Origin of the sequence: Streptomyces griseiscabiei (assembly GCF_020010925.1) — a bacterium.
GTDB classification, from domain to species: Bacteria; Actinomycetota; Actinomycetes; order Streptomycetales; family Streptomycetaceae; genus Streptomyces; species Streptomyces griseiscabiei.
Window position 1 is genome coordinate 39,602 of sequence record NZ_JAGJBZ010000002.1, and the last position, 23,730, is coordinate 63,331.

21 protein-coding genes are annotated in these 23,730 nt (G+C 71.7%); 13 read left to right on the forward strand and 8 right to left on the reverse strand.

Features of this window, described 5'->3' with window-relative positions:
• The first annotated feature begins 313 nt into the window (after nt 1-313).
• The 6 genes from J8M51_RS17785 (at nt 314) to J8M51_RS17810 (ending at nt 6,051) form a co-directional block, all read left to right on the forward strand.
• Nucleotides 314-1,303 carry a serine/threonine-protein kinase gene (locus J8M51_RS17785; protein WP_216588056.1) on the forward strand — a complete coding sequence of 330 codons (990 nt, stop codon included), beginning with the start codon at nt 314-316 and terminating at the stop codon, nt 1,301-1,303.
• On the forward strand, nt 1,290-1,835 hold the full coding sequence (locus J8M51_RS17790; protein ID WP_179203313.1) for a hypothetical protein: 546 nt from the start codon (nt 1,290-1,292) through the stop codon (nt 1,833-1,835). Before J8M51_RS17785 ends, J8M51_RS17790 begins: the two co-directional genes overlap by 14 nt.
• 177 nt (nt 1,836-2,012) lie before the next feature.
• Complete coding sequence (locus J8M51_RS17795; protein WP_317852981.1) at nt 2,013-3,191, forward strand: hypothetical protein; 1,179 nt, start codon at nt 2,013-2,015, stop codon at nt 3,189-3,191.
• 74 nt (nt 3,192-3,265) lie between these two features.
• The gene (locus J8M51_RS17800; RefSeq protein ID WP_086760119.1) at nt 3,266-4,027 is read left to right on the forward strand and encodes a vWA domain-containing protein; all 762 of its coding nucleotides are present in this window, start codon (nt 3,266-3,268) and stop codon (nt 4,025-4,027) included.
• 1 nt (nt 4,028) lies between these two features.
• Complete coding sequence (locus J8M51_RS17805) at nt 4,029-4,817, forward strand: PP2C family serine/threonine-protein phosphatase (RefSeq protein WP_086760117.1); 789 nt, start codon at nt 4,029-4,031, stop codon at nt 4,815-4,817.
• A 70-nt stretch (nt 4,818-4,887) separates the two neighbouring features.
• Nucleotides 4,888-6,051 carry a hypothetical protein gene (locus J8M51_RS17810; protein WP_086760115.1) on the forward strand — a complete coding sequence of 388 codons (1,164 nt, stop codon included), beginning with the start codon at nt 4,888-4,890 and terminating at the stop codon, nt 6,049-6,051.
• Nucleotides 6,052-6,432: 381 nt separating this feature from the next.
• Here the strand turns inward: J8M51_RS17810 and J8M51_RS17815 are convergent, their stop codons facing one another.
• The 6 genes from J8M51_RS17815 to J8M51_RS17840 form a co-directional block, all read right to left on the reverse strand.
• Nucleotides 6,433-7,017: a hypothetical protein gene (locus J8M51_RS17815; protein ID WP_086764691.1), complete on the reverse strand. Its 585-nt coding sequence runs from the start codon at nt 7,015-7,017 to the stop codon at nt 6,433-6,435.
• A 28-nt stretch (nt 7,018-7,045) separates the two neighbouring features.
• Nucleotides 7,046-8,626: a substrate-binding and vWA domain-containing protein gene (locus J8M51_RS17820; protein WP_086764688.1), complete on the reverse strand. Its 1,581-nt coding sequence runs from the start codon at nt 8,624-8,626 to the stop codon at nt 7,046-7,048.
• A complete protein-coding gene (locus J8M51_RS17825) occupies nt 8,623-9,834 on the reverse strand; it encodes a toxic anion resistance protein (RefSeq protein WP_086764685.1) in 1,212 nt (403 codons plus the stop codon). The genes J8M51_RS17820 and J8M51_RS17825 overlap by 4 nt, the downstream gene beginning before the upstream one ends.
• A gap of 21 nt (nt 9,835-9,855) precedes the next feature.
• Nucleotides 9,856-10,929 (reverse strand): substrate-binding domain-containing protein, encoded by a 1,074-nt coding sequence (locus tag J8M51_RS17830; RefSeq protein ID WP_086764682.1) that lies wholly within the window; start codon nt 10,927-10,929, stop codon nt 9,856-9,858.
• A 789-nt stretch (nt 10,930-11,718) separates the two neighbouring features.
• Nucleotides 11,719-12,138, reverse strand: a complete 420-nt coding sequence (locus J8M51_RS17835) for an SCO4983 family protein (protein ID WP_086763684.1) — start codon at nt 12,136-12,138, stop codon at nt 11,719-11,721.
• Nucleotides 12,139-12,211: 73 nt separating this feature from the next.
• A complete protein-coding gene (locus tag J8M51_RS17840) occupies nt 12,212-13,423 on the reverse strand; it encodes a pyridoxal phosphate-dependent aminotransferase (RefSeq protein WP_086763686.1) in 1,212 nt (403 codons plus the stop codon).
• A gap of 248 nt (nt 13,424-13,671) precedes the next feature.
• Here J8M51_RS17840 and J8M51_RS17845 point away from each other — a divergent pair, with 248 nt between their 5' ends.
• The gene (locus J8M51_RS17845; protein WP_267299304.1) at nt 13,672-14,577 is read left to right on the forward strand and encodes a hypothetical protein; all 906 of its coding nucleotides are present in this window, start codon (nt 13,672-13,674) and stop codon (nt 14,575-14,577) included.
• Nucleotides 14,578-14,789: 212 nt separating this feature from the next.
• A complete protein-coding gene (locus tag J8M51_RS17850) occupies nt 14,790-15,692 on the forward strand; it encodes a S1 family peptidase (protein ID WP_267299305.1) in 903 nt (300 codons plus the stop codon).
• A gap of 80 nt (nt 15,693-15,772) precedes the next feature.
• On the opposite strand, the gene J8M51_RS17855 is transcribed toward J8M51_RS17850, so the two are convergent.
• Both J8M51_RS17855 and J8M51_RS17860 read right to left on the reverse strand, forming a co-directional pair.
• Complete coding sequence (locus J8M51_RS17855; RefSeq protein ID WP_267299306.1) at nt 15,773-17,395, reverse strand: N-acyl-D-amino-acid deacylase family protein; 1,623 nt, start codon at nt 17,393-17,395, stop codon at nt 15,773-15,775.
• 27 nt (nt 17,396-17,422) lie between these two features.
• Nucleotides 17,423-18,736: an amino acid deaminase gene (locus J8M51_RS17860; RefSeq protein WP_398856365.1), complete on the reverse strand. Its 1,314-nt coding sequence runs from the start codon at nt 18,734-18,736 to the stop codon at nt 17,423-17,425.
• A 192-nt stretch (nt 18,737-18,928) separates the two neighbouring features.
• On the opposite strand from J8M51_RS17860, the gene J8M51_RS17865 reads away from it, so the two are divergent.
• The 5 genes from J8M51_RS17865 (at nt 18,929) to J8M51_RS17885 (ending at nt 23,679) form a co-directional block, all read left to right on the forward strand.
• Nucleotides 18,929-20,098 carry a sugar kinase gene (locus J8M51_RS17865; RefSeq protein WP_398857371.1) on the forward strand — a complete coding sequence of 390 codons (1,170 nt, stop codon included), beginning with the start codon at nt 18,929-18,931 and terminating at the stop codon, nt 20,096-20,098.
• On the forward strand, nt 20,095-20,856 hold the full coding sequence (locus tag J8M51_RS17870) for an IclR family transcriptional regulator (protein ID WP_086764620.1): 762 nt from the start codon (nt 20,095-20,097) through the stop codon (nt 20,854-20,856). Before J8M51_RS17865 ends, J8M51_RS17870 begins: the two co-directional genes overlap by 4 nt.
• A gap of 16 nt (nt 20,857-20,872) precedes the next feature.
• The gene (locus tag J8M51_RS17875) at nt 20,873-21,283 is read left to right on the forward strand and encodes a RidA family protein (RefSeq protein WP_267299309.1); all 411 of its coding nucleotides are present in this window, start codon (nt 20,873-20,875) and stop codon (nt 21,281-21,283) included.
• Between the two features lie 192 nt (nt 21,284-21,475).
• Nucleotides 21,476-22,927 carry a GntP family permease gene (locus tag J8M51_RS17880; RefSeq protein ID WP_086758240.1) on the forward strand — a complete coding sequence of 484 codons (1,452 nt, stop codon included), beginning with the start codon at nt 21,476-21,478 and terminating at the stop codon, nt 22,925-22,927.
• 77 nt (nt 22,928-23,004) lie between these two features.
• Nucleotides 23,005-23,679 carry a hypothetical protein gene (locus J8M51_RS17885; protein ID WP_086758238.1) on the forward strand — a complete coding sequence of 225 codons (675 nt, stop codon included), beginning with the start codon at nt 23,005-23,007 and terminating at the stop codon, nt 23,677-23,679.
• Nucleotides 23,680-23,730 lie beyond the last annotated feature (51 nt).

Sequence of the window (23,730 nt, forward strand, 5' to 3'; positions counted from 1 at the left end):
CCTGCGGGCCTGAAAGACCAGGCCCCTGCGGGGCTGAAAGGCCATGCCCCTGCGGGGCTGGAAGGTCGCGGTCCCGTGGGTCTGGAAGGTGGCTGGGGGCGGGGCTGAAAAGCAGGGGGCGTAGCCCCTGCTTTTCAGGGGCGCGGGGAACTGCGCGGCCCGCCCCCACCGGACGGACTTCTGGGGGTCGAAGGGGCGCAGCCCTTTCAGGATGGGACGGGTAGGGGCGGAGGGGGCGAAAAGTGCTGCCGCTGACCGGAATTCGCGGGACACTCGGGACATCCGCACCGAACCCCGAAATGAGGTGAGCGGGGTGCGTACACCCGTAAGTGACCCCCTGAAGATCGGCCCGTACAAGATAGTCGGCCGCCTGGGATCGGGCGGCATGGGCTGGGTCTACCTGGGCCGCTCACCCGCCGGACGCGAGGTCGCCGTAAAAGTCGCCCGCCCCGAACTCGCCGCCGAACCCGAGTTCCGCGAACGCTTCGCCCGCGAGGTCGCCGCCGCCCGCGTGGTCAGCGGCGCCTACACCGCCGCCGTCGTCGACGCCGACCCCACCGCCGAACTCCCCTGGCTGGCCACGATGTACGTCCCCGGCCCCTCCCTCGCGGAAGCGGTCCGCGCCGACGGCCCCCTCCCCGAGGCCCAGGTCCGCCCCCTCGGCGCAGGCCTCGTCGAGGCGCTGCAGGCCATCCACGCCGCCCACGTCATCCACCGCGACCTCAAACCGGCCAACGTCCTGCTCGCCCAGGACGGCCCCCGCGTCATCGACTTCGGCATCTCCCGCGTGGACGGCGCCCCCGGCCTCACCCGGGTCGGAGTCGTCGTCGGCACCCCGCCGTTCATGTCGCCCGAGCAGATCCGCGGCGACCGGGTCGGCCCGCCGAGCGATGTGTTCTCCCTGGGTGGCGTCCTTGTTTACGCGCTGACCGGCCGTCCGCCGCACGGCAGCGGGGAGGCCGTGCGCGTGGAGGTCGTACGAGGCGCGCCCCGGCTCGACGGCGTACCGCCCGGACTGCGGCCCCTCATAGCCGGCTGTCTGGCCAAGCGACCCGAGGACCGGCCCCGACTCGCCGACCTTCTGGCGGAGTTGGTGGGGGAGACCGTCAGGGCCGAGGTCTGGCCGCCGCCGCAGGTGGCCCGGACGATCGAGGTGCGGTACGAGGAGTTGCAGGAGCGGCACCGGCGCCGTACGACGAGCGAGTCCGTCCCCTCCTGTCTGCTGCTGCACGCGCAGGCGTTGCTGGACGCCGGGCTGACCGACGCCATGGTCGCCGGGGCGGTGGTCCGTGACGGCGCCTGACTCCTACCCGGGCCGCGACTCCTTCTCCGGTCGCGACGGCCGCGACAGCCGTGACAGCCGTGACGGTCGCGACGGCCGTGACTCGTACCCGGGACGCGGTGCCGAGATATACGACCTCGGCACGCACTGGCGGCAGTTGGTGCAGAACTGGGTGGCGCGGCGGAATTACCACACGGTCCATGACACCGTCTCCGTCTCGCTGCAGTTCGATCTCCATGAGGTGGGGCGGACGGTCACGCTGCGGTTCATGACCACGAAGAGACTTCTCGTGGTCTTCGCGACGGACGGGAATTTCCTCCGGCAGGATCAACTCGCTGTTGCCGCAGCTGCGTCGAACGCGTGGAATACCGAACAATTGAACCCCATGCTTTCCGTGTGGGATGTTCGCGGGCCGCGCCCCTGTCTCGCCGGGGTCTGTGATCTGCCGTTGACGTGCCGGATCACCCAGGCGGATTTCGATGCTTTGGCCAATGACTGGGTGGAGCGGGCGCGGCAGATGTTCAGTCGCTGCCATCAGGTGTTCAAGTTGTAGAAGTGAAAAGCGTACTGATCGAACGTCGGCGTAACTCGCCGTAATTCCATCGGCGGAAATCACCAAACCCTTCCGGCCGCCCGGCTGCCTGCTCCACTATTGGATGGGCTTTTTCAGGGCCGCGGGGGCGTGCCTTTCAGGCCACGGGGGGTTGGTGCGATGGGTGCGATCGGGCGTTTGTCGTTTCTGGGTGTGCTGGTGGGGCTGTTGGTCGCGCTGGTTCCGGGGGGTTCCGCCTCGGCCGGGGAGTCGTGCGAGAAGTCTCTCGCGCGATGGCTGGCGTGCTGGACGACGGATGTCGGCAAGGGCGAGCCCTACGTCGTCCTGCTCGACCAGCAGTTGTCGCTGACCGGACCCAAGGGGGAGCAGGACGAACTGCTCGATGACGGCATGGTCAAGGACCGGTACCGGCTGGTGGTGGAGGTGCCGAAGGGCGGCCGGACGGGTGAGGGCGGGACGGCCCTGCTGGTCCTGGCCGGGGGCCGGATGGTCCACCCCGACGCCGAGATCGACCGGATACCGAAGTGGGCCGTCGACAAGTTGGAGAACGTGGGTGCCTGCGTACCGGAGACGCTGTGCCAGCGGATCGTCGAGACGGGCGAGCAGAAACAGCCACTGACGGGCGGGGACCTCATCAAGTTGGGGGCCGTCGCCGACGCGTCCACCCGCGTCCCCGCCGTCGCGCCCGTCCCGAAGTCCCCGGACCCCACTCCTACGAAGACGTCCACCAAAGGCGGTGACTCCGGTGGCACAGAGGGCACCCTCGGCCCCGAAGCCACCGACTCCGGCTACGGCACCGCCACCTGGACCGCCTTCTGGATGTCTCTCCTCCTCGCCCTCCTGCTCCTCGCCTTCGTCGTCGTGATCCGGCGGTCCAGGGGGCCGGTCGCCGTGGGCCACCGGGCTCCGCCTCCCGGGCGGGCGGCCGGCGGGGGCGTGCGCGGCGGACCCGCGCGTACCGCCCCGGCGCACGCGGCGCGCGGCGGTGGCGCGAGCGGTGCCGGGGGCGCGGATGTCGGACTCGACGGCGCGGGCGGTGCCGGTGGCGCCGGCGCGGACGAACGCACCACCCGGCTGCGGGTCGCGCCCGCGTCCGCCCCCCGGCACGGGCGGCAGGTCGGCCCCCGCCCCGCGCACGCCCGTACCGCGGTCGTACGCACCGAACTCCACCCGCAGGGCTATGTCGAGGTCGACCGGGTGCTGCGCCGGGCGGTGTGGGCCGAACCGGGGCGCCCGCCACCCGCGCCCGGCAGCCTCGTCGACGTCACCGACGCGCGGGAGCGGGACTCCGACGTCCTGTACGCCTTCCCGCCGACCGCGGCCCGCCACGCGAAGGGCACCACCCCGCCCAGGTGAACCCGGCCCGGCTCCCGGCCCAGCACATCAGCAGCACCGGAACGCGCACCACCAGAAGCACAGGGGGATGAACCATGCACAGTGAATACCCGCCCACCCTGCCGGCCGAATACGCCGACATCGAGTTCGAGAACAACGCGCAGCGCATGCCGCTCGTGCTCTGCCTCGACACCTCCAGTTCCATGGCGGGCCAGCCGATCCAGACGCTCAACAACGCGCTCGCCGAGTGGACCAGGGAACTCCACGACGACGTCAGCCTCAGCTACAGCGTGGAGGTCGCCGTGGTCACCTTCGGCGGCCAGGGCGTCGGGGCCTGGCGCGGGCCCCAGCTCCTCGACCCGCGCACCCGGACCAGCCCCTTCATACCCGCGCACGCCTTCCAGGCCCCGCAGCTGACGGCCGCCGGGGTCACCCTGATGACCGAGGCGCTGGAGCTGGCCATGCACATCGTCACGGCCCGCAAGAGCGAGCTGAGGGCGTCCGGGCTGCAGTACTACCGGCCGCAGATCTGCCTCGTCACGGACGGTCTGCCCACCGACCCGACCGGCCATCTCACCGAGTCCTGGCGCCGGTTGGTCCCCGTCCTCGCCCAGGAGCAGAGCGCCCGCCGGTTCCGGCTGTACGCGATCGGGGTCGGCGGGATCACGGACATGGGCGAGTCGGTGCTGCGCGCGTTCGCACCCAAGTTCAACGCCCGGCTGCAGGGATTCCCGTTCCGGGAGCTGCTCCAGATGATGTCCGCCAGCGCCAACGCCGAGCAGAAGGGGGCGGGGGACGAGGTGTTCGAGAAGATCTTCAGCCAGTTCAAGACACAGCGCCCGGCCTGGGAGGCGTGAGATGACCGCCGCCCCGCCCTGGCGGATCCACGGTCTGAGCGTCGAGGGCTACCGGCACCGGCGCCAGGGCCTGCCCTGCCAGGACGCCTGCGCCGCCGCCGCGACACCCTCCGTCGCCGTGCTCGCCGTCGCCGACGGCGCCGGCAGCCGTCCCCGCTCGGAGGAGGGCTCGCGGCTCGCGGTGCAGCTGGCGTCCGACTACTTCGTACGGCGGGCCGAGGCGGCCGTGGAGGTGCGGCCGGGCGAGGCCGTGCACGAACTGCTGCGGGACGCGCTGCACGACGTGAGCACGGACTTCCTCGACCGGACCGGCGCCGACGCGCAGGACTTCGCCACGACGCTCACGGTGGTGGTGCTCACGCCCGGCTGGCTCGGGCACGTCACCGTGGGGGACGGGCTCGTCGTCGTACGGGCCGGGACGGAGGACGGGGAACGGCAGTTCCATCTGCTGCCGCAGGCCGCACCGGTGAGCGAGTACAGCAACGAGACCGTGTTCCTGACCTCGCCGGACGCGGCGCGCTGGACCCGTACCGAGTGCGTCGCGGACGACGGGGTGGACGGGGTGCTGCTGTCCACGGACGGACTGGCCCAGGCGATGGTCAACCGGTCGGCGGACGGCGCGCCGTCGCCGAACACCTCGTTCGCCGACGCCGTCTTCCGCTCCCTGGACATGGCCGGGGACGACGACCGCGACTCCAATCTGGCCGCCCTGCTGCGCTCCGACCGTCTCACCGCGCTCAACGCCGACGACAAGACCCTGTTGCGCGCCGTCCGCACGGACCGGCGATGACCCCGACGACCACGCGACAACGATGCGACGACGACTCGACGACCATGTGACGACCACTCGGAGGTAGGCCATGAGCGGCCGCACGGTCTTTCTCGACGGCAGGCGGGTCACCCTGGCCGAGCTGCCGTTGAAGGGCGGTGGACAGGCGGCCGTGTTCCCGGTGGAGGGGGACACGGGGATCGTCGTCAAGATCTACCGGGACACCCCCGGGCCCGACCAGGAACGACGGCTGGCCCGCATGCTCACCATGTCCCCGCTGGCCGCCCGCCCCACGGACGCCAGCCAGCCGCCCGAACTGGCCTGGCCCACCGCGATCGCCCGGGGCACGAACGGCGAGTTCCTCGGCTACGCCATGCGCCGCTTCGGCGAACCCCAGCACGTGCAACTGGTCGGCCTGTTCACCCGCGTCCAGCGTCTCAAGCTCTTCCCGGACCGGGCCGACTGGCGCTTCCTGCTCGGCGTCGCCTGGAACCTCGCCTTCATGACGGCCCGGATGCACTACGACAACCTCGTCATCGGCGACTTCTCCAGCAGCAACGTGGTCGTGGACGCCAACGGCTTCGTCACCTTCCTCGACTGCGACTCCATCGCCTTCACCGACCCGGCCACCGGTGAACTCTTCCCGTGCCTGATGCACACCACCGACTACTCGTCCCCCGAGCGGCAGGCGGGCGGCCCCGCGACCCGGCAGAGCGACGACTTCGCCCTCGCCGTCCTCGTCTACCAGCTGCTCACCGCCGGCAACCACCCCTTCGGCGGGGTGCCGCACGAGAGCGCCTCCGAGTCGACGGTCAAGGACAACATCGCCGCGAGCTGCAGTTATGTCGTCCGGCCGGAGAAGGTCACCATTCCGCGCGGCACGATCGACCCGTCCGTCCTGCCGACCGAGATCCTCACCCTCGCGAAGGCGGCGTTCGGGGCGGGGGTGCAGGATCCGGAGGCGCGGCCGAAGGCGGAGGCGTGGCTGCGGGCGCTCGACAAGGAGCGCGGTGAGGTGCGGGCGTGCACGGTGCGGCCGCTGCACACGTACGGGTCCCATCTGCCGACCTGTCCCTGGTGCACGCGGGCCGCGGTCACCGGGCACGACGTCTTCAACGGGCCCCGGCCGACGTCGGTTCCCGTCCCGCCGGTGGCTCCGCCGGATCAGCCGCCGTCCCCGTACGCGGCGTTGAAGGTGCTGGCGGTGGTGGTGGGGGTGGTGCTGTTGATTGTGATCCTGGCGAGTGTGGGGTGAGAGTCGCGGAATGGAGGGGGTGTCCGGGGTCCTTCGGCGGGTGCGGGTCCGGTGGGGCTTCTCGCGCAGTTCCCCGCGCCCCTGAAAAGCAGGGGCTCCGCCCCATGCTTTTCCCCGCCCGCCCGTCGGCTTCAGGCCCCCGCGCGCCCGTCGGCTTCAGGCCCCCGCGCGCCTGTCGGCTTCAGGCCCCCGCGCGCCGCCCTCGTCTGCGGGCGGGCGCCTTCAGGTCCGCGAGGGTCGTGGTTTCCAGGCCCGCAGGGGCCTGGGCTTTTAGGGGCGCGGGGAACTGCGCGAGAAGCCCCACGCACCCGCAGCCGACAACGCACCCGCACCGCCCCCGACACAACGCACCCGCACCCCCCACCCGGCGGATGCCCACCCTCACCCCGACCGGTCCTCCAAATACCGCGTGTGGGACTCCTGGCGGCGGGCCTCCGTGTCGCGGAGGGTGGCGGCCAGGCGGTCCAGTTCCTCGTGTAGTAGGCCCAGTTGGCGCTCGAGATGCCGCTCAGGCGGATCCGTGCCGGGGGTGAGGCGGGTCCACCACCGGGTGCGGACGTAGGTGTCGACGGCCTCGGGGACGTCCTGCCGTACGGCCCGGGAGAGGGCGTGGACGCCCTCGGGGTCGCGGGCGAGGACCGCGGCGACCCAGCCGGGGTCGAGAAGGGCCGTGAGCAGGTCGGTCAGCTCGGTGAGCCGGCCGGCCGCGGCGGGCGGCAGCTCGACCCCGCCCAGGTACTCCCGGAGCGTCCCGAAGTCACCGCGCAGCTCGTCCAGTTGGGCGGACGGGTCAGGAAAGTCCGGCACCGGCGTCCGCTCCGGCGGCGCGATCAGCGCGCCCGCGCCGTACAGCCCGACGACCACGACCGGCCAGTACGGCCCCGCGACCCCCGCGAAGGTCAGCCCGAGTCCGGCGACCCCGAGGGCGCTGCCCGTGAGGTTCTTCCGGGACTCGACGTACGCCATGAGCCGGCCGCTCACCCTGGAGATGGATCTACTGGTAGCCACGGATCTCCTCGAAGGCGCCGTCCAGCGAGCCCTGCCGGGCGTCGAAGAGACGGCCGCCGGTCAGCTCGGCGATGTGCTCCAGCTCGCTCCTGTCGGAGTCGCCGAAGAGGATCGGGAAGACGGGGACACGCCGCTCGGCGGCGGGCAGCCGGTCGTAGAACGCGTCGAAGTCGGCGGGACTCGCGCCCCGCGTGTTCTCGCCGTCCGTCATCAGCACGATCGAGGTGAAGGTGTCCCGGTCGGCGGTGCCGAGATGCTCGTACGCCTTCCGCAGTGAGGTGTAGATGGCGGTGTCGCCGCCGGCGGAAAGCTTCCGGGTGTCGGCGCGGATGCCGTCGAGCCCGGCCTTCGGATCGTCCGGCCGTACGACATGCGTCCGTACGCTCTTCACGTCCGACCCGAACGGCATCAGCGTGACCTCCTCCCGGTCCCGGAAGTCGCCGGTCAGCTCGGCGAGGGCGGTCTTCAGCCGGTCGAGGCGGTCGCCCTCCATCGAGCCCGAGGTGTCGAGGACGTACACGGTCCGCGACGGACGGCGCAGCTCGTTCTCGTAGGCGTCGAGGAGTCCGTCGGCGACGGAACGCGTGCCGGGGAAGGGGAGTTCGCGGCGGCGCGTGGTGTCGAGGCCGGCCGCGGGCGGCACGGAGGCGACGACCGGGCGGCGCAGCGTCCTGTCCGTGATCAGCCGCTGTATGTCCGGGGTGCGCAGCGCCTCGGTGAGCCGACGGACGTCGTCGCGGACCTCCTTGCTCGTGGACGCCAGCGAGGAGAGCGGATAGTCGGCGGTGACGACCCCGTCACGCGGCCGGATCACCGTCAGGCCCTTCTTCCCCTTCAGCACCGACTCGTAGTTGAGCAGCGCGTCGACGTCCCCGCGCCGATCGTACGCCGCCGCCAGCCAGCCCGACGACCCCGAGGTCAGCTTCTGCCCGCCGAAGAACTCCTTCAGCCGGGGCGTCGCCCTCGCCACGTCCGCGTCCGTGAGCGCGGACTGGGCCCCGGAGAGCCCCGACGCGACCGAGACGAGCGTGGAGAAACCGGAGTTGGAGCGGGACGGGTCGGTCATGCCGTACGTCAGCTTCCCGTCCGCCACGGCCCTCTCGATGTCCGTCCAGGTGACGTCCTCCGGCTTCCACCCCAGCTTCCGCACGGTCGCGTCCCGTACCCCGATCGCGACGGGGCTGGACATCACCGGGGTCTCCGACACGATCTGCTTCGCCGCGTCCGGGCGCAGCCGCAGATAGTCGTTGGAGGACAGCCACACCGCGTCGTACGAGCCCTTGACCCGCCACTCGGTGAGCAGGTCCACCGCGTCCAGCGTGCCCAGGTAGGTGGGCCGCACCTTGATCCCGGTGTCCTTCTCCACCTGCTCCAACACCGGCTTCATGTCGGCGAGTTCACTGGAGGCGAGGACCCGGAGGGTGCCGGGGGCGTAGGGGGTGGCCCCGGTGGGGTCGGGCGAGGCGGAGCCCTGGTCCGCGGCGGTGCAGGCGGTCGCCAGCAGGGCGGCCACGGCTGTCAGGGCGACGGCCCCCCTGGTCGTACGCAGTGTCCCGCGTCCTCTCATACGAGCCCACCGCCTTCCAGCGCGCCCTGGTTGCGGCTCCGCTCCAAGTACCGTGTGGCGCTCTGGAGTTCGGAGGTCAGGGACTCGACGGTCGTGGCCATGGTCTCGGTCGCCTGCACCTTGTACGTGTCGATGGCGTCGAGGGTGCGGTAGATCTGCTGGAAGGCCGAGCGGAGCGTCTCCGCGCCGACGGCCGGGTCGGCGGCGATGCGCTGGATCTCGCCGCTCTGCGTGGCGAGCATCTCCGCGTTGCCCCGGATCAGGTCCTCCGTCGTCCCGCGCAACGCGTTGACCTGGTCGACGACCTTCTTCTGGTTGTCGAGGGCGGAGGCCAGCATCACCGAGATGCGCAGCGCCGAGACCGTGGTCGTGGCGGCCCGGTCGACGCCCTTGATCAGCTCCTCGTTGTTGCGCCGTACGACGTCCATGGCGAGGTAGCCCTGGGCGCAGACGGCCAGTTGGGTGAGCAGGTCCTGGTGCTTCTGCCGGACCGGGAAGAGCACATCGGCGCGGAGGGTGTCGCCCTGCTGCGGGTCGATCCCGTCGACATGGGTCCCGATGTGCGCCTCGACGGCCGTGTCCAGGGCCTCCGTGAGGACGACGTACTCCTGGAGCTTGCCCATCGTCTCCCACAGCCGGACCCGCTCGGTCTGCAACGCGGCGTTGTCGCGCCGCAGTTCGTCCTGCCCGCCCCGCAGCGAGCCCACGATCCTGTTCAACGTCCCTTGTGCGGAGGCGTACTTGGCGACGTGGTCGCGCAGCTTGTTGCCACCCGGCAGCCGGGACAGGAACTTGCGTCCCCTGCCCGCCGGCAGATCACGCGGGTCCAGGTCCTCCACCACACGCCGGAGTTCGACGAGCGAGCCCGCGACCTGCGACTGCGCGTCCCCGCCCTTGCTCGGCAGACTGCGTACGGTCCGCTCCAGCATCCGGTTGGACTGCGCGGAGGCGGCCCGCATCTCGCCCGCGCCGAGCGAGGTGATCTCCCCGACCCGGCCGGCGAACTCCGGGGACCGGGCGTCGAGGGCGGCGAGCCCCCGCACGTACTCCTCGGCCTTGCGGGTCATGTCCGTCCGCACGGACTCCTCGACCGGCACCAGCCCGCCGGCCTTCTCCCGGGGCACGGCCGCGACCGGCTCGGGAGGGGTGAGGGTGAAGACGCTGTCGCCCCCGCCGCTGCTTCCGCTGCCGCTGTTCTCGATGCTCATGTGTCGTGTTCCCCCGTCGTCCTACTGGCCCCTGGCCCGGCGCGCCATCTCGTGCAGCACCTCGGAGGTGGGCACGGGCGCCTGCCGGACCGTCAGCCTCGGCATCAGATACGTGGTGCTGTCGGCGGTCGCCGCCGTGAACTCGGTGGCCGCGCCCTGCGGGCGGAACCCGTGCCGGGCGGCCAGTTCGCGCAACGTCGGGTCGGTGCCGAGGAGTTCGCCGAGCGCGCGGCCCTCGTCCGTGACCGGGACGACGGTGTGGTCGCTGAAGACGGTGGTGTCCGGGTAGAGGACGACCAGGTCGTCGATGCCCTGCCCCTCCGTCAGCAGCGCGGCGACCTGCGACTCGTAGACCAGGACGAGCGGATTGCCGACCCCGCTGACGAAGTCGCGGAACGCCGCGTCGGTGCTCGGCTGCTGGGCGCCCTGGACGCTGATCAGCTCGCGCATCAGCGGTGCCGTCCGGTCCAGGTCCGCCTTGCTCGCGACCACCCGGCCGCCGTTGGCGACGTTGGAGGTGGCGGCGAGGTAGAGGGCGCCCGAGTTGGAGGTGGTCGGATCGGTGGTGGCGATGTAGAGGAGTCCCATCAACTCCCCGTACCTCCGCGCCCCCTTGAGGTCCTGCCAGGTCCGGCCCGCCTCAGCGGCCTTCAGATACGCGCCCATGTCGAGCACGCCGCGGTCCTTGTCGAGCGTGGCGAGCCCGTTCTGCCGCAGCACCTCGGCGGCGCCGCGGTGGGCGACCACGACGAGGGGCGAGTAGAAGGGGCGGGGGAGCGGCTCGCGTATGCCGTACTTCGCGGCCAGCTCGTCCGCGGGTGCCTTGCTGGACGGGAACGCGAAGTCGTACCCCTTGAGGTCCAGGCCGTCCATGGCCCAGGAGCCCGACGTCTCCGTCTTCACGGTGTAGCCCCTGGCGGCCAGGGCCTTCACCACCTTCGGGTCGGCGAAGAACTCCGCCTTCTCCGATCCGATCACGCCTCGCACGGTCTTCGTTGCCGTGCCCGTGTCCCCGTTGTCCCGGCCCGCCACGACGGCTGCCACCACGCCGCCGATCAGCAGGACCGCGAGGACGATTCCTGCGATTCGTCTCACACCGGGAGAGTGCTCCCGGAACCCAACGTTCCGTACGAGTCTGCGTGAACCGCCGGTGAACTGGTGGTCCCGGATCGCAACGGACGTCCAGTGCGCGAGAGTTCGATTCGTTCTCGGCCGGGTGGGTGGGTGAGTGAGTGGGTGAAGGGTGGGGGGCGGCTGGGGCGCGCTGCCGACCGCGGGCCCGGTGGGGCTTCTCGCGCAGTTCCCCGCGCCCCTGAAAGACCAGGCCCTGCGGGCCTGAAGGGCCAGGCCCCTGCGGGCCTGAGGCGGTGGTGGGGCGGGCCGGAAGGAGTCGGGCCGGGCGGGAGTGGCAGGTGGCGGTGGCGGGCCGGAAAGAGTCAGGCGCGGTGGGGTGACAGGCGGCGGGTGGGGCGGACCGGAAGGGGGCAGGCCAGGCGGGGCCAAAGGCGGTGGGGCGGGTCAGGCGGAGTCGGACCGGGCGGGAGCGCCAGGCGGTGGGGTGGGCCGGAAAGAGTCAGGCCGCGTGGGGGATATAGGCGGTGGGGCGGGCCGGAAGGAGTTAGGCCGGCGGGAGCGACAGGCGGTGGGGCGGTCGGAAAGGGTTAGGCCGGGCGGGGCGACGGGCGGTGGCGGGCCGGGAGGAGTCGGGCCGGGCGGGGCGAAGGGTGACGGTCGGGCCGGGGAAAAGCGTGGGGCGTAGCCCCGGCTTTTCAGGGGCCCGGGGAACTGCGCGAGAAGCCCCACCGGAGCCGCAGACGCCGACGCACCCGCACCCCCGAGCCACCAGGCGCCCAACGGCACACCCGCACCCGCACCCCCGAGCCACTAGGCACCCAACGGCACACCCGCACCCGCAGCCGCACCCGCATGCGCATCCATCCGCTCAGCCGCCAGAATCGCCGAAGCCGTGTCCGCCCGGGACGCCGCCACGACCAGCGCCCGCCCGGCCAGCGCGTGCGCCCGCCGGTGCAGCCCGGCGACATCCCCCTCACCCGCGCCGGAGGCGGAGCGGGCCGGCGCCCGGCCACCCCGCAGCCCGGCGACCCGCGCGGCCAGCGCCTCCGCGGCCGCGTCCAGCTCATCGGAGGGGGCAAGCCCCCGCAGCGCGTCCGTCGTCGCCAGCAGGGCTGCCAGATGCCCGGCGAGCTGGATGTCCAGCTCCTCCTCGCGCGAACGGTGCGGGAAGTCGGAGGAGGCCGTGCCGGCCATCGTGTGGACCGACTTGGTGCGGATCGGCTCGTACATGGGATGGCCTCCAAGCGCTCTCGGACGACCAGCCTACCTTGGAATCCGTCTAAAGTTGAGCGAAGTCCGAACGCTACGCTTGCCCGTATCCATCCAGGAAGTTCCCGATCCGGGTGATCGCGGACCGCAGGTCACCCACCGTCGGCAGGGTGACGACCCGGAAGTGATCGGGCTCGGACCAGTTGAACCCGGTGCCCTGGACGACCATGATCTTCTCCTGTCGCAGCAGGTCGAGGACCATCCGCCGGTCGTCCTTGATCTTGAAGACGTTCGGGTCGAGGCGCGGGAAGAGATACAGCGCCCCCTTCGGCTTCACACACGACACACCCGGGATCTGCGTGAGCAGCTCGTACGCCACGTCCCGCTGTTCCTTCAGCCGTCCGCCCGGCAGCACCAGGTCGTTGATCGTCTGGCGCCCGCTGAGCGCGGCGACCACTCCGTGCTGCCCCGGCATGTTCGCGCACAGCCGCATGTTCGCGAGGATCGTCAGACCCTCGATATAGGAGTCGGCGTGCGCGCGGGGCCCGGAGATCGCGACCCAGCCCACCCGGTAGCCGGCCACCCGGTAGGCCTTGGACATGCCGTTGAAGGTGAGGGTCAGCAGGTCGGGGGCGACCGAGGCGGTCGGGGTGTGCGTGGCGCCGTCGTAGAGGATCTTGTCGTAGATCTCGTCGGAGCAGACCAGCAGGTTGTGGCGGCGCGCGATGTCCGTCAGACCGCGCAGCATCGCCTCGTCGTACACCGCGCCCGTGGGGTTGTTCGGGTTGATGATGACGAGCGCCTTGGTGCGGTCGGTGACCTTGCGCTCGACGTCCGCGAGGTCCGGCATCCAGTCGGACTGCTCGTCGCAGCGGTAGTGGACGGCGGTGCCGCCCGACAGCGACACGGCCGCCGTCCACAGGGGGTAGTCCGGGGACGGTACGAGCACCTCGTCGCCGTCGTCGAGCAGGCCCTGCATGGCCATCACGATCAGCTCGGAGACGCCGTTGCCGATGAAGACGTGCTCGACGTCCGTCTCGATACCGAGGGTCTGGTTGTGCATGACCACCGCGCGGCGGGCCGCCAGCAGGCCCTTCGCGTCGCCGTAGCCATGGGCGCTGGAGACGTTCCGGAGGATGTCCTCCAGGATCTCGGGCGGGCATTCGAAGCCGAACGCCGCCGGGTTGCCGGTGTTCAGCTTGAGGATGCGGTGGCCTGCCGCCTCCAGGCGCATCGCCTCCTCGAGAACCGGGCCCCGGATCTCGTAACAGACGTTGGCGAGCTTGGTCGACTGGATCACCTGCATGTCCGTGAGCTTACGGCCCGGTAACGCGTTCCGGGCCGTGTTTTCCACCACGTGGGACGGCCGCGATACCCCGAAATGCCCCGACGCCCCGCCCTCGGACCTCACCTCTCTACAATCCGCGAGCGGGTACGGCCGACCCCCCACCCCACGGCCGCCGACCGCACGGCACCTGGCCGTACGCCCCCTGGCGCCGGGGCGTACGGCCCCTGGGACGAAGGCAGTGGAACGCGATGGATGGGGTGGACGACGTGGACGACACACACGGTCCGGACCGGAACGACGCCCGCACCGGGACACCGCCGAACGTGTACCACCCCGTCGGCGACCCCCTCTCCGCCCCGGCCTACGAGGGCTTCAAGGACCCGGCCACCGCCCACGGCTGGCAGAACGCCTACGACGACACGGTCCAACTGGACGAGACCGTGACAGGTGCGACGGGCGCCGCGTACGGGCAGACCGCGTCGTACGCGGAGGAGGGTGCGTCCTACGGGGAGGAGGGCGCGTCGTACGGGGAGGAGGGCGCGTCCTACGGGGAGGAGGGCGCGTCCTACGGGGGCGGTGTGCCCTGCGGCGACGACGCGCCCCACGGTGACGACGTGCCGTACCGGGGCGGGCGCCAGGGAGCAGTCGGCCGGCCATCGGCTCCGCCGGACGGGCCGGGGGCCCCGGGAGCCGGACGGCGGGCGCGGCCGGTCGACGGGCGGCGGGGCACGCTCGGCCGGCGGCGGGCCCGGAGGCGGGGCGCGCTGATCGCGGGCGGGATCGGGGCCGCCGTGCTCGTCGGTGCCGCCGTGGCCGGGTCGGCCGGGCTCGGCACCTCGGAGGAGGGGCCCGGTGTCCCGGCCCCCGCGTCCGCCCCGGCGGGCGACCGCCCCGGTGACCCGGACGAGGGCTCCCCGTCGGCGGGCGCGACCTCCGGCGGCGGCGCCACCGCATCCCCCGGTGCCCCCTCGCCGGACAACTCCACGTCCCCGTCCCCCTCGGCCACCGCCTCCGCCGAGCCCTCCGCCTCCGTCCCGCTGTCCGCGGCCCCCACCTCCTCCACCGCCCCGTCCGTCACGCCGACCACCTCGTCCCGCGGCAACGGCAACGGCAACGGCAACGCCAACGGCGACCAGGGCCGGGGGCAGGGCGCGACAAAAGGGCCGAAGTAGATCACGGGGCGCCCCGCCCCGCGGGCCGATCGGCCCGCGGGTCTCCGCCCGATCCATCACCCCTGGCCGAAGGCCACACGGCCGGAACCAACTCCTTGCTCGTCCTCCACGTCGCCCTCACAATGCGCATGACAAACTGCGGTGGCCGCAAGATCTTCTGCCACCACGCAGCAACGCAGCCATATGGCCAAGTAGCAAGAGGGGACCCCCACATGAGAAAGCCTCTCGTCGCCTCGCTGTTCGCCCTGGTGATCACCGGGACGGGCGCGGCACCGGCGGTCGCGGCGCCGGAACCGGCGGACACGGCGGTCAAGACGGTGGTCGGCGATGTCGTCGACACGGCGAACAGGACCGTCGCCGACCTCACGGCCCCGTCCGTCCAGGCCGTCAACTTCGCCGGCACCGTCTCGCTCAGCAACTGCTCCGGTTCGGTCGTGCGGATGCCCGACTCCGAGGACAACGACCCGGCGCTGGTGATGACCAACGGCCACTGCCTGGAGAGCGGCTTCCCGGACGCCGGCGAGGTCATCGTCGACCAGGCCTCCACCCGCACCTTCGGCCTGCTCAACTCGGCCGGCACCCGCGTCGGCACCCTGCGGGCCAGCAAGATCGCGTACGGCACCATGACCGACACGGACATGGCGGTGTACCAGCTCACCACCACGTACGCGCAGATCAAGAGCACGTACGGCATCGACGCGCTCGTCTACGACACGGCTCGCCCGACCGTCGGCACCGCCATCACCGTCGTCTCCGGGTACTGGAAGCGGACGTACAGCTGCGCCGTCGACGGGTACGCGTACCGTCTGAAGGAGGGCGACTGGACCTGGAAGGACTCCATCCGCTACACCTCCGCCTGCCAGACCATCGGCGGCACCTCGGGCTCCCCGGTCCTCAACGACGCCACCGGCAAGGTCGTCGGCGTCAACAACACGGGCAACGAGAGCGGGCAGCGCTGCACGGTCAACAACCCGTGCGAGGTGGACGCGAACGGCACCGTGACCGTCCGCCGGGGCATCAACTACGCCCAGCAGACCTGGCACGTCCCCGCGTGCTTCGGCGTGGACAACAAGCTGGACCTCGACGCGAGCGGCTGCATCCTGCCGCAACCGTAGGCGGTCGTTCTCCGTCCGCGGCCCGGTGGGGCTTCTCGCGCGGTTCCCCGCGCCCCTGAAAAAACAGGGGCGGGCCCGCGTCAGGCAGTCGCCCTCCTGACCGCCCGGCCCGCCAGCACGTCCGTCCTGCGCCCGTCCTCGATGACGAAGCGGCCGTCGATCAGGACGTATGGGATGCCGGTGGGCAGGGTGCGCGGGGCCTCGTACGTCGATCCGGCGGCCACGGTCGCCGGATCGAAGAGGACGAGGTCGGCGCGGTACCCCTCGCGGACGCGTCCCCGGTCCGCGAGGCGGAGCCGCGCGGCGGGACGCGCGGTGAGATGGGCGACGCACTCCTCCAGCGAGAGCACGCCCAACTCCCGTACGTACCGGCCGAGATAGTGGGGGAACGTCCCGTAGGCCCGCGGATGCGGCTTGTCGCCGCGCAGGATGCCGTCGGAGCCGCCGGTGTGCACCCGGTGACGCATGATCGTCCGTACGTTCTCCTCGTGGCCGACGTGCTGGAGGATCGTCGAGCCGAGCCGGTCCTCGACCAGCAGCCGGCGCGCGGTGACCCAGGGCTCCTCGCCCAGCGCCTCGGCCGACCGCGCGACCGTACGGCCCACGTACGAGGACAGCGCCGGGTCGGCGACCCCCGAGATCTCGATCGTGTCCCACTCGATGGGCACGCCGTGGCAGCCGTCGGCGCCCACGACCTCCATGTGGTGCCGGATGCGCCCGGCCGTCTCCTCGTCGCCCAGCCGCGCGAGGATCGCCTCCGGACCGCCCTCGCCCGCCCAGCTCGGCAGCATCGCCACCAGCGTCGTACAGCCGGGGGTGTACGGATAGGTGTCGAGCGTGATGTCCGCGCCGGCGGCGAGCGCGTCGTCCAGCAGGCTCAGCAGCTCGGGCGCCCGCCCCTCGTTCACCCCGAAGTTCATGGTGGCGTGGGCCAGATGCAGAGCACAGCCCGCCTCCCGCGTCAGCGCGACCATCTCCTCGTACGCCCGGAGCGCGCCCGCCCCATACGAGCGGTGGTGCGGGCAGTAGTAGCCGCCGTACGACGCCACCACCCGGCACAGCTCGGTCAGTTCGGCGTCCTCGGCGTACATGCCCGGGGTGTACGTCAGCCCCGACGACATCCCGACCGCGCCCTCCCGCAGCCCGGCTGCCACCAACTCCCGCATACGGTCCAGCTCCCGGGCCGTGGCCGGCCGGTCCTCCCACCCCACGGCGAGCATCCGCACCGCCCCCTGCGGCACCAGATAGGCGGCGTTGAGGGCGATGCCCTCGCCCCCGAAGCCGTGGTCGAGCCGGTCCAGGTACTCGCCCACCGAACGCCAGCCGAAGTCGATGTCCTCGCCGTAGCCGTTCCAGCCGGTGATCGCGCGGCGGACCTCTTCGAGGGTGCGGTCGTCGACGGGCGCGTACGACAGCCCGTCCTGGCCGATGACCTCCAGCGTCACCCCCTGCGCCGCCTTCGCGGTGTGATCGGGGTCCCGCAGCAGCGCGAGGTCGCTGTGGGCGTGCATGTCGATGAACCCGGGGGCCAGCACGAGCCCCTCGGCGTCGATCTCCCGCCCGCCCCTCGGCCGCTGGCACCCGGCCGCGGCGGCCTCCTTCACGATCGACGTGATCCGGCCCTCCGCCACCACCACATCGGCCCGGTAGGAGACCTCACCGGAACCGTCCACGACCTCGGCATCACGGAAGACCAGGTCCATGCTCGTCACCTTTCAGGACTCGGGGGCTCAGAAGAACGTCCGGACGTACCCCGTCACGGTCCCGTCCCCCTCCACCACCGGGATCAGCTCCCACTTGTCGAACGACGTGCACGGATGCGACAGCCCGAGCCCCACCCAGTCGCCGACCTCCAGCGCCGCGCCCTCCTCGGTCCGCAGCCACGCGTGCTGGTCCGACAGCCCCGTGACCGCGATCCCGGAGGCCTCCCGCACCACCCCCGTACCCGCGTCCCGCACCACCTCCGCCGACGGCAGATCGAGGTCGTACGCGGCGTCCCGCTTGCCCGCGTTGGCGAACGCCTGACCGGGGGAGGGCCGGGAGACGATCTGGGCCCAGAGCCGGAAGGCGGGCTCCAGGGCGCCCTCCTCGGGCACCCGGTTGAACGGGGTGATCCGCCGATAGTGCCCGGCGTCGTGCGAGACATAGGCCCCCGACCGCAGCAACTTCAGCACCGGCACGGACAGTTCGGGCAGTTCGGCGAACACCTCGGCCACCGAGTCGAACCAGGCACTCCCGCCCGCGCTCACGATGATCTCCTCCACCCCCGCGAACCGCCCGGCCCTGTCGAAGCCGACGGCCAGCGCGGTGAGCCGGCGCAGCCACGCCCCCACCCGCTCAGGATCGGCGTCCGGCACCTCGCCCTCGTACCCGGCGACCCCCACCAGCCGCAGCGTGCCGGTCCCGGCCACCGCGTCGGCGACCGCCGCGCACTCCGCCTCCGTACGCACCCCGGTCCGCGCGCCCTCGCCCGCGCCCAGCTCCACCACGACGTCCACGGGCCGGACGGAGCCCCGCAGCGCCGCGTCCATCACCTCGACCCCGCGCACGGAGTCGACGTAACAGACGAACCGGAACGCGGGATCGGCGGCCAGCTCCTCGGCGACCCAGCGCAGAGCGGCAGCGTCCACGACCTCGTTGGCGAGGAAGATCCGCTCGATCCCGAACTCCCGCGCCACCCGCGCCTGATGGGGCACGGCAAGGGTGATGCCCCACGCCCCGCGCTCGATCTGCCGCCAGAACAGCTCCGGCGCCATGGACGTCTTGCCGTGCGGGGCGAAGGCCAGCCCATGACGCTCGGCGTACGTCTCCATCAGCGCGAGGTTGTGCTCCAGCCGCTCGGCGGACAGGGCGAGCACGGGGGTCGTGAAACCACCGGTGAACAGATTCCGCCGCTGCGCGGCCAACTCACCCACCGTCAGCCCGTCGGCGTCCGGCGGAAGCCCCTTGAACCGGTGATCGACGCGCTCCGCGCCCAGCCGGGCCAGCGCTCCGCCACTCTCGACACCCACAGAAGCCTCCCTGAAGCCCCCGACGACATCCATCCGACCCTCATCCAGCCATTGCAACATCTGCAACGTTCATTGCGTATGCCGCTTACAGCTGTCTAACATCCCAGCCAGCGCCGGGTCAACGGTGCCCACCCCGCACCAGCCGACGCGACGAGGAGCCCCACCATCGTGACCGCCGACGGACGCCGCATCCCCGACATCGACGTGGTCGCGCTCGGCGAGTCCATGGTCACCTTCCTCCCCACCCGCCCCGGCCGCCTCGCGGACGTCCCCTCCTTCGACCGGTCCATCGGCGGCGCGGAGTCCAACGTCGCCATCGCCCTCGCCGCGGCCGGCCACACGGTCCGCTGGGTGAGCCGCGTGGGAGCCGACGGCTTCGGCGACCACCTGGTCGAGACGATCTCCCAGCACCACGTCGACACGACCGCCGTGGAACGCGACCCGGAACGCCCCACCGGCGTCTACTTCCGCACGGCGGGCGACCGCGCCACGGACACCCACGAGGTCGCCTACTACCGCGCCGGTTCGGCCGCCTCGGCGATGTCACCCGACACCGTCGACCTCACCGCCGTACGAGCCACCCGCGTCCTGCACCTCTCCGGCATCACAGCGGCGCTCTCCCCCGACTGCCTGAGCCTCCTGCGCACCCTGACGGCCCCCCACCCCCACCGCCCCCTGATCTCCTTCGACGTCAACCACCGCCCGGCCCTGTGGAACGACACCGAGGCCCCGCACACCCTCCTCGAACTGGCCCGCGCCGCCGACCTCGTCCTCGTCGGCGAGGACGAGGCGACGGAAGCCTGGGGCGTGACCGGCGGCCCCACCGCCATCCGCGCCCTCCTCCCCGAGCCCGCCACCCTGATCGTCAAACAGGGCGCCCACGGAGCCACCCTGTTCGAGCGGACGGATCAGCCGCGTACGGCGGCAAGGGGGCGTGCCGGGGGGTGTCCGCCCGCAGCGGCCGGCGTCCACCACCGGCCGCCTCCCCACCCGACGGCGCCGGCCGGACCGAGGACGGAGACCCCCCGGCACACCCCCGACCCCACCCCCACCGCGGGCGACCCGACGGCGGCGCGCACCCACGCGCCCACGGACACCACGACGTTCGTCCCCGCCCCCACCGTCCAGGTCGTGGCAGCGGTCGGCGCGGGCGACGCCTTCGCCGCCGGCTTCCTCTCCGCCACCCTCCGCGCCCTCCCCGCCAAGACCCGCCTCCGCCACGGCCACCTGATGGCGGCGGCCACCCTCACCGTCCCCGGCGACCTCGGCACCCCACCCCGCCGCGACCACGCCGACCGCCTCGCGGCCCTGGACGACGACGCGTGGGGGAGACTTCGACTCGGCCCCGGCTGGACGCAAGCCGAGCAGGCCCCCGAGGAGGTACGCACCCCATGAGCCAGACCGTCGACCGCGCGCTCAGCATCCTGCCGCTGCTCGCCGAGGGCCCCGCCGACCTCGGCCGGGTCGCCGACCGCCTGGGCGTCCACAAGTCCACGGCCCTGCGCCTCCTGCGCACCCTCCACGAACACGGCCTGGTCTACCGCCAGTCCGACCAGCGCTACCGCCTCGGCGCCCGCCTCTTCGCCCTCGCCCAGGAGGCCGTGGAGAACCTCGACATCCGCGAGATCGCCCACTCCCACCTCGTCCGCCTCAACGAACACTGCGGCCACACCGTCCACCTCGCCGTCTACGAGGAGAACGAGGTCCTCTACATCGACAAGGTCGACAGCCGGTACCCGGTCCGCATGTACTCCCGGATCGGCAAGCCCGTCGCCATCACGGTCGCCGCCGTCGCCAAACTCCTGCTCGCCGACCTCCCGGAACCCGAGCGCCGCGCCCTCGCGGAGAAGCTCGACTACCCCCTGTACACGCCCCGTTCGACTCCCAACGCCCCCGCCTTCCTCAAGGAGCTGGCCCGGGTCCGCGAACAGGGCTGGGCCACCGACCTCGGTGGCCACGAGGAGTCCATCAACTGTGTCGCCGCCCCCATCCGGGGCGCCGACGGCCGGGTCGTCGCCGCGATGTCGGTCTCCGCGCCCAACGTGGTCGTCACCGCCGACGAACTCCTCACCCTGCTCCCGCTGGTCCGCCGCACCGCGGACGCGATCAGCGGCGAGTACTCCGGCAGAACCCCCACCTCGGACCCCGTATGACGGACAAGGACCCCGTATGACCGACAAGATCGCCCTCACCCCCGCGACCCACACCACCCCGCCCGCCAAGTTCTCCCACGGCGTCCGCAAGGGCAACATCCTCCAGGTCGCGGGCCAGGTCGGCTTCCTCCCGGCCGTCGAGGGTCAGCCCCCCACCCCCGCCGGCCCCACCCTGCGCGAGCAGACCCTCCAGACCCTCGCCAACGTCCGGGCGATCCTCGAAGAGGGCGGCGCCACCTGGGACGACGTGATGATGATCCGCGTCTACCTCACCGACGTGGACCACTTCGCCGAGATGAACGCGCTCTACAACGAGTACTTCGAGAAGCACCTCACCGCGGCCCCGGCCGCCCGCACCACGGTCTACGTGGGCCTCCCCGCGGGCCTCCTGATCGAGATCGACGCACTGGCAGTGCTGGACGCCTGACGAAGCGACCCGCGCCCCTGTTTTTCAGGGGCGCGGGGCTGTACTCGACGTGCGGCTCCGCCGCGTGGGCGCGAGCAACCACGAACCACCCGCACCCGGCCGCGCTCAGCACCCCCCACACCCCCCAAAACCCCGCACGGCGCTACCCCCTGCCCAAAAACCCCAGCCATGCCCCCACCCAGAGGACCCCCCATGCCCGAAGCACCCCCACACACCGGCGGCCTGCTCCTCCTCATAGACGGCACCGCCGGCCTCCTCACCGTCGCCGCCCTCGGCATAGCCCTCCTCCTCTTCCTGATCATCAAGACCAGACTCCAGCCCTTCGTCGCCCTCCTCGCCGTCTCCATAGCCGTCGGCCTCGCCGCCGGACTCTCGGTCACCGAACTCTTCGGCACCGTCCAGCGAAGCGACGCCGTCTCGACCATCGAGTCCGGCATGGGCGGCATCCTCGGCCACGTCGCGATCATCATCGGCCTGGGCACGATGCTCGGCGCGATCCTCGAAGTCAGCGGCGGCGCCGAGGTGTTGGCCTCCCGCCTCCTGAACCTCTTCGGCGAGAAGCGCGCCCCCCTCGCGATGGGCCTGACCGGCCTGATCTTCGGTATCCCGGTCTTCTTCGACGTCGGCATCTTCGTCCTCGCCCCGATCGTCTACGCCGCCGCCAAGCGCTCGGGCAAGTCGATCCTCCTCTACTGCCTCCCGCTCCTCGCGGGCCTGTCGATGACGCACGCCTTCCTGCCCCCGCACCCGGGCCCGGTGGCCGCGGCGGGCCTCCTCCACGTGGACCTCGGCTGGGTCATCCTGATGGGCGTCGTCTGCGGCATCCCGGCCGTCCTGGCCGCGTGGGCGTTCTCCGCCTGGATCGGCCGCCGTATCTTCGTCCCCGTACCGCAGGACATGGTGGAGGCGGCGGAGGAGTCCCGTCAGGCGGTGATCGACGAACAGCGCGCGGCCGGTGTGGTGCCCACGGAGAACCCCGTCCCCCTCACCACGGTCTTCCTGATCATCGGCACCCCGCTCCTGCTGATCCTGGCCGCGACGTTCTCCTCCATCGCGCTGGACCCCTCCACCCTCCGCTCGGTGATCGAGTTCTTCGGCAACCCCTTCGTCGCGCTGACGATCGCCCTGCTCCTCGCCTACTACCTGCTCGGCATCCGCCGGGGCTGGTCCCGCAGGTCGCTGGAGACGGTGTCGACGTCGTCCCTCAAACCGGTCGGCAACATCCTGCTGGTGGTCGGCGCGGGCGGGGTCTTCGGCGCCGTACTGAAGGCGAGCGGGGTGGCGCAGGCGCTCTCGGACACGTTCAACGACGTGGGTCTGCCGGTGCTGGTCCTCTCCTACCTGCTCTCGGTGGTGCTCCGGGTCGCCCAGGGCTCGGCGACGGTCGCGATCGTCACCACGGCCGGCATCGTCGCTCCGCTCCTCACCGGGGGCGACCACTCCCAGGCCTTCGTCGCCCTCGTCATCATGGCGATCTCGGCGGGCTCGATCTTCGCCTCGCACGTCAACGACGGCGGCTTCTGGATCGTCTCCAAGTACTTCGGCATCAGCGAACGCGACACCTTGAAGACCTGGACGGTCCTGGAGACGGTCCTGTCCCTCGCGGGCTTCGCGGTCGCGGCGGTATTGAGCCTGTTCGTCTGACCGCCGTGAAACCCAGATACGGACATATGCCCGGCCCGACTGTTCCCGGCACAGGATCGTCGACCATACTGCCCGCTGTGGAGCAGCGCATCGGTTCGAAAACCCAGCCCCTGGCCGCCGCGGCGGTCGACCCGTCGCACATCCCAGGACTCACGGCACCGGTGTCCGTGAAGAAGGAGGAGCCGGAGGACACGGAATCCACCGAACCGACAGCGGAAACCGACGCGGAAGCGGAAGCGGAAGCCGAAGCGACGGCCGACGCGAAGCCCGAAGCCGAATCGGACGCCGAAGCCAAGGCTGACGGCGAAGCCGAAGACAAGACCGACGCGGAAACCGACGGCGAAGCCGAAACTGACACGGAAACCGAAGCCGACGCGGAAGCCGACCCGGAATCGGACGCGGAGGCCAAGGACGGACCCGAGGCGGAACCCTCCACCGACGGCCCCGTCTTCGAGGCCTCCGACCGCCGAGCGAAGATCACCGCCGACGGCGACGGCGTACGGCTGCGCCTGGACGACCAGGAGTGCGAGTTCACCTGGGACGAGATCGGCGCGATCGAGACGGAGTCCCCCCGTTTCGGCAAGCGCTTCACGATCACGGTCCACACCCCCGACCGCCGCTGGTACTTCCTGGAGATCGAGGCCAAGGCCAAGTCGGACCACGCGGCCTGGGAGAAGCAGATCGACGAGGTCCTGGACGCGTACTTCGAGGACGGTTCCGACAAGGAAGAGCCTGAGGACACCACCCCCTGAGGGGCGCGGGGAACTGCGCGACCAGCCACGACGGTCCCGCAGTTCCCCCCT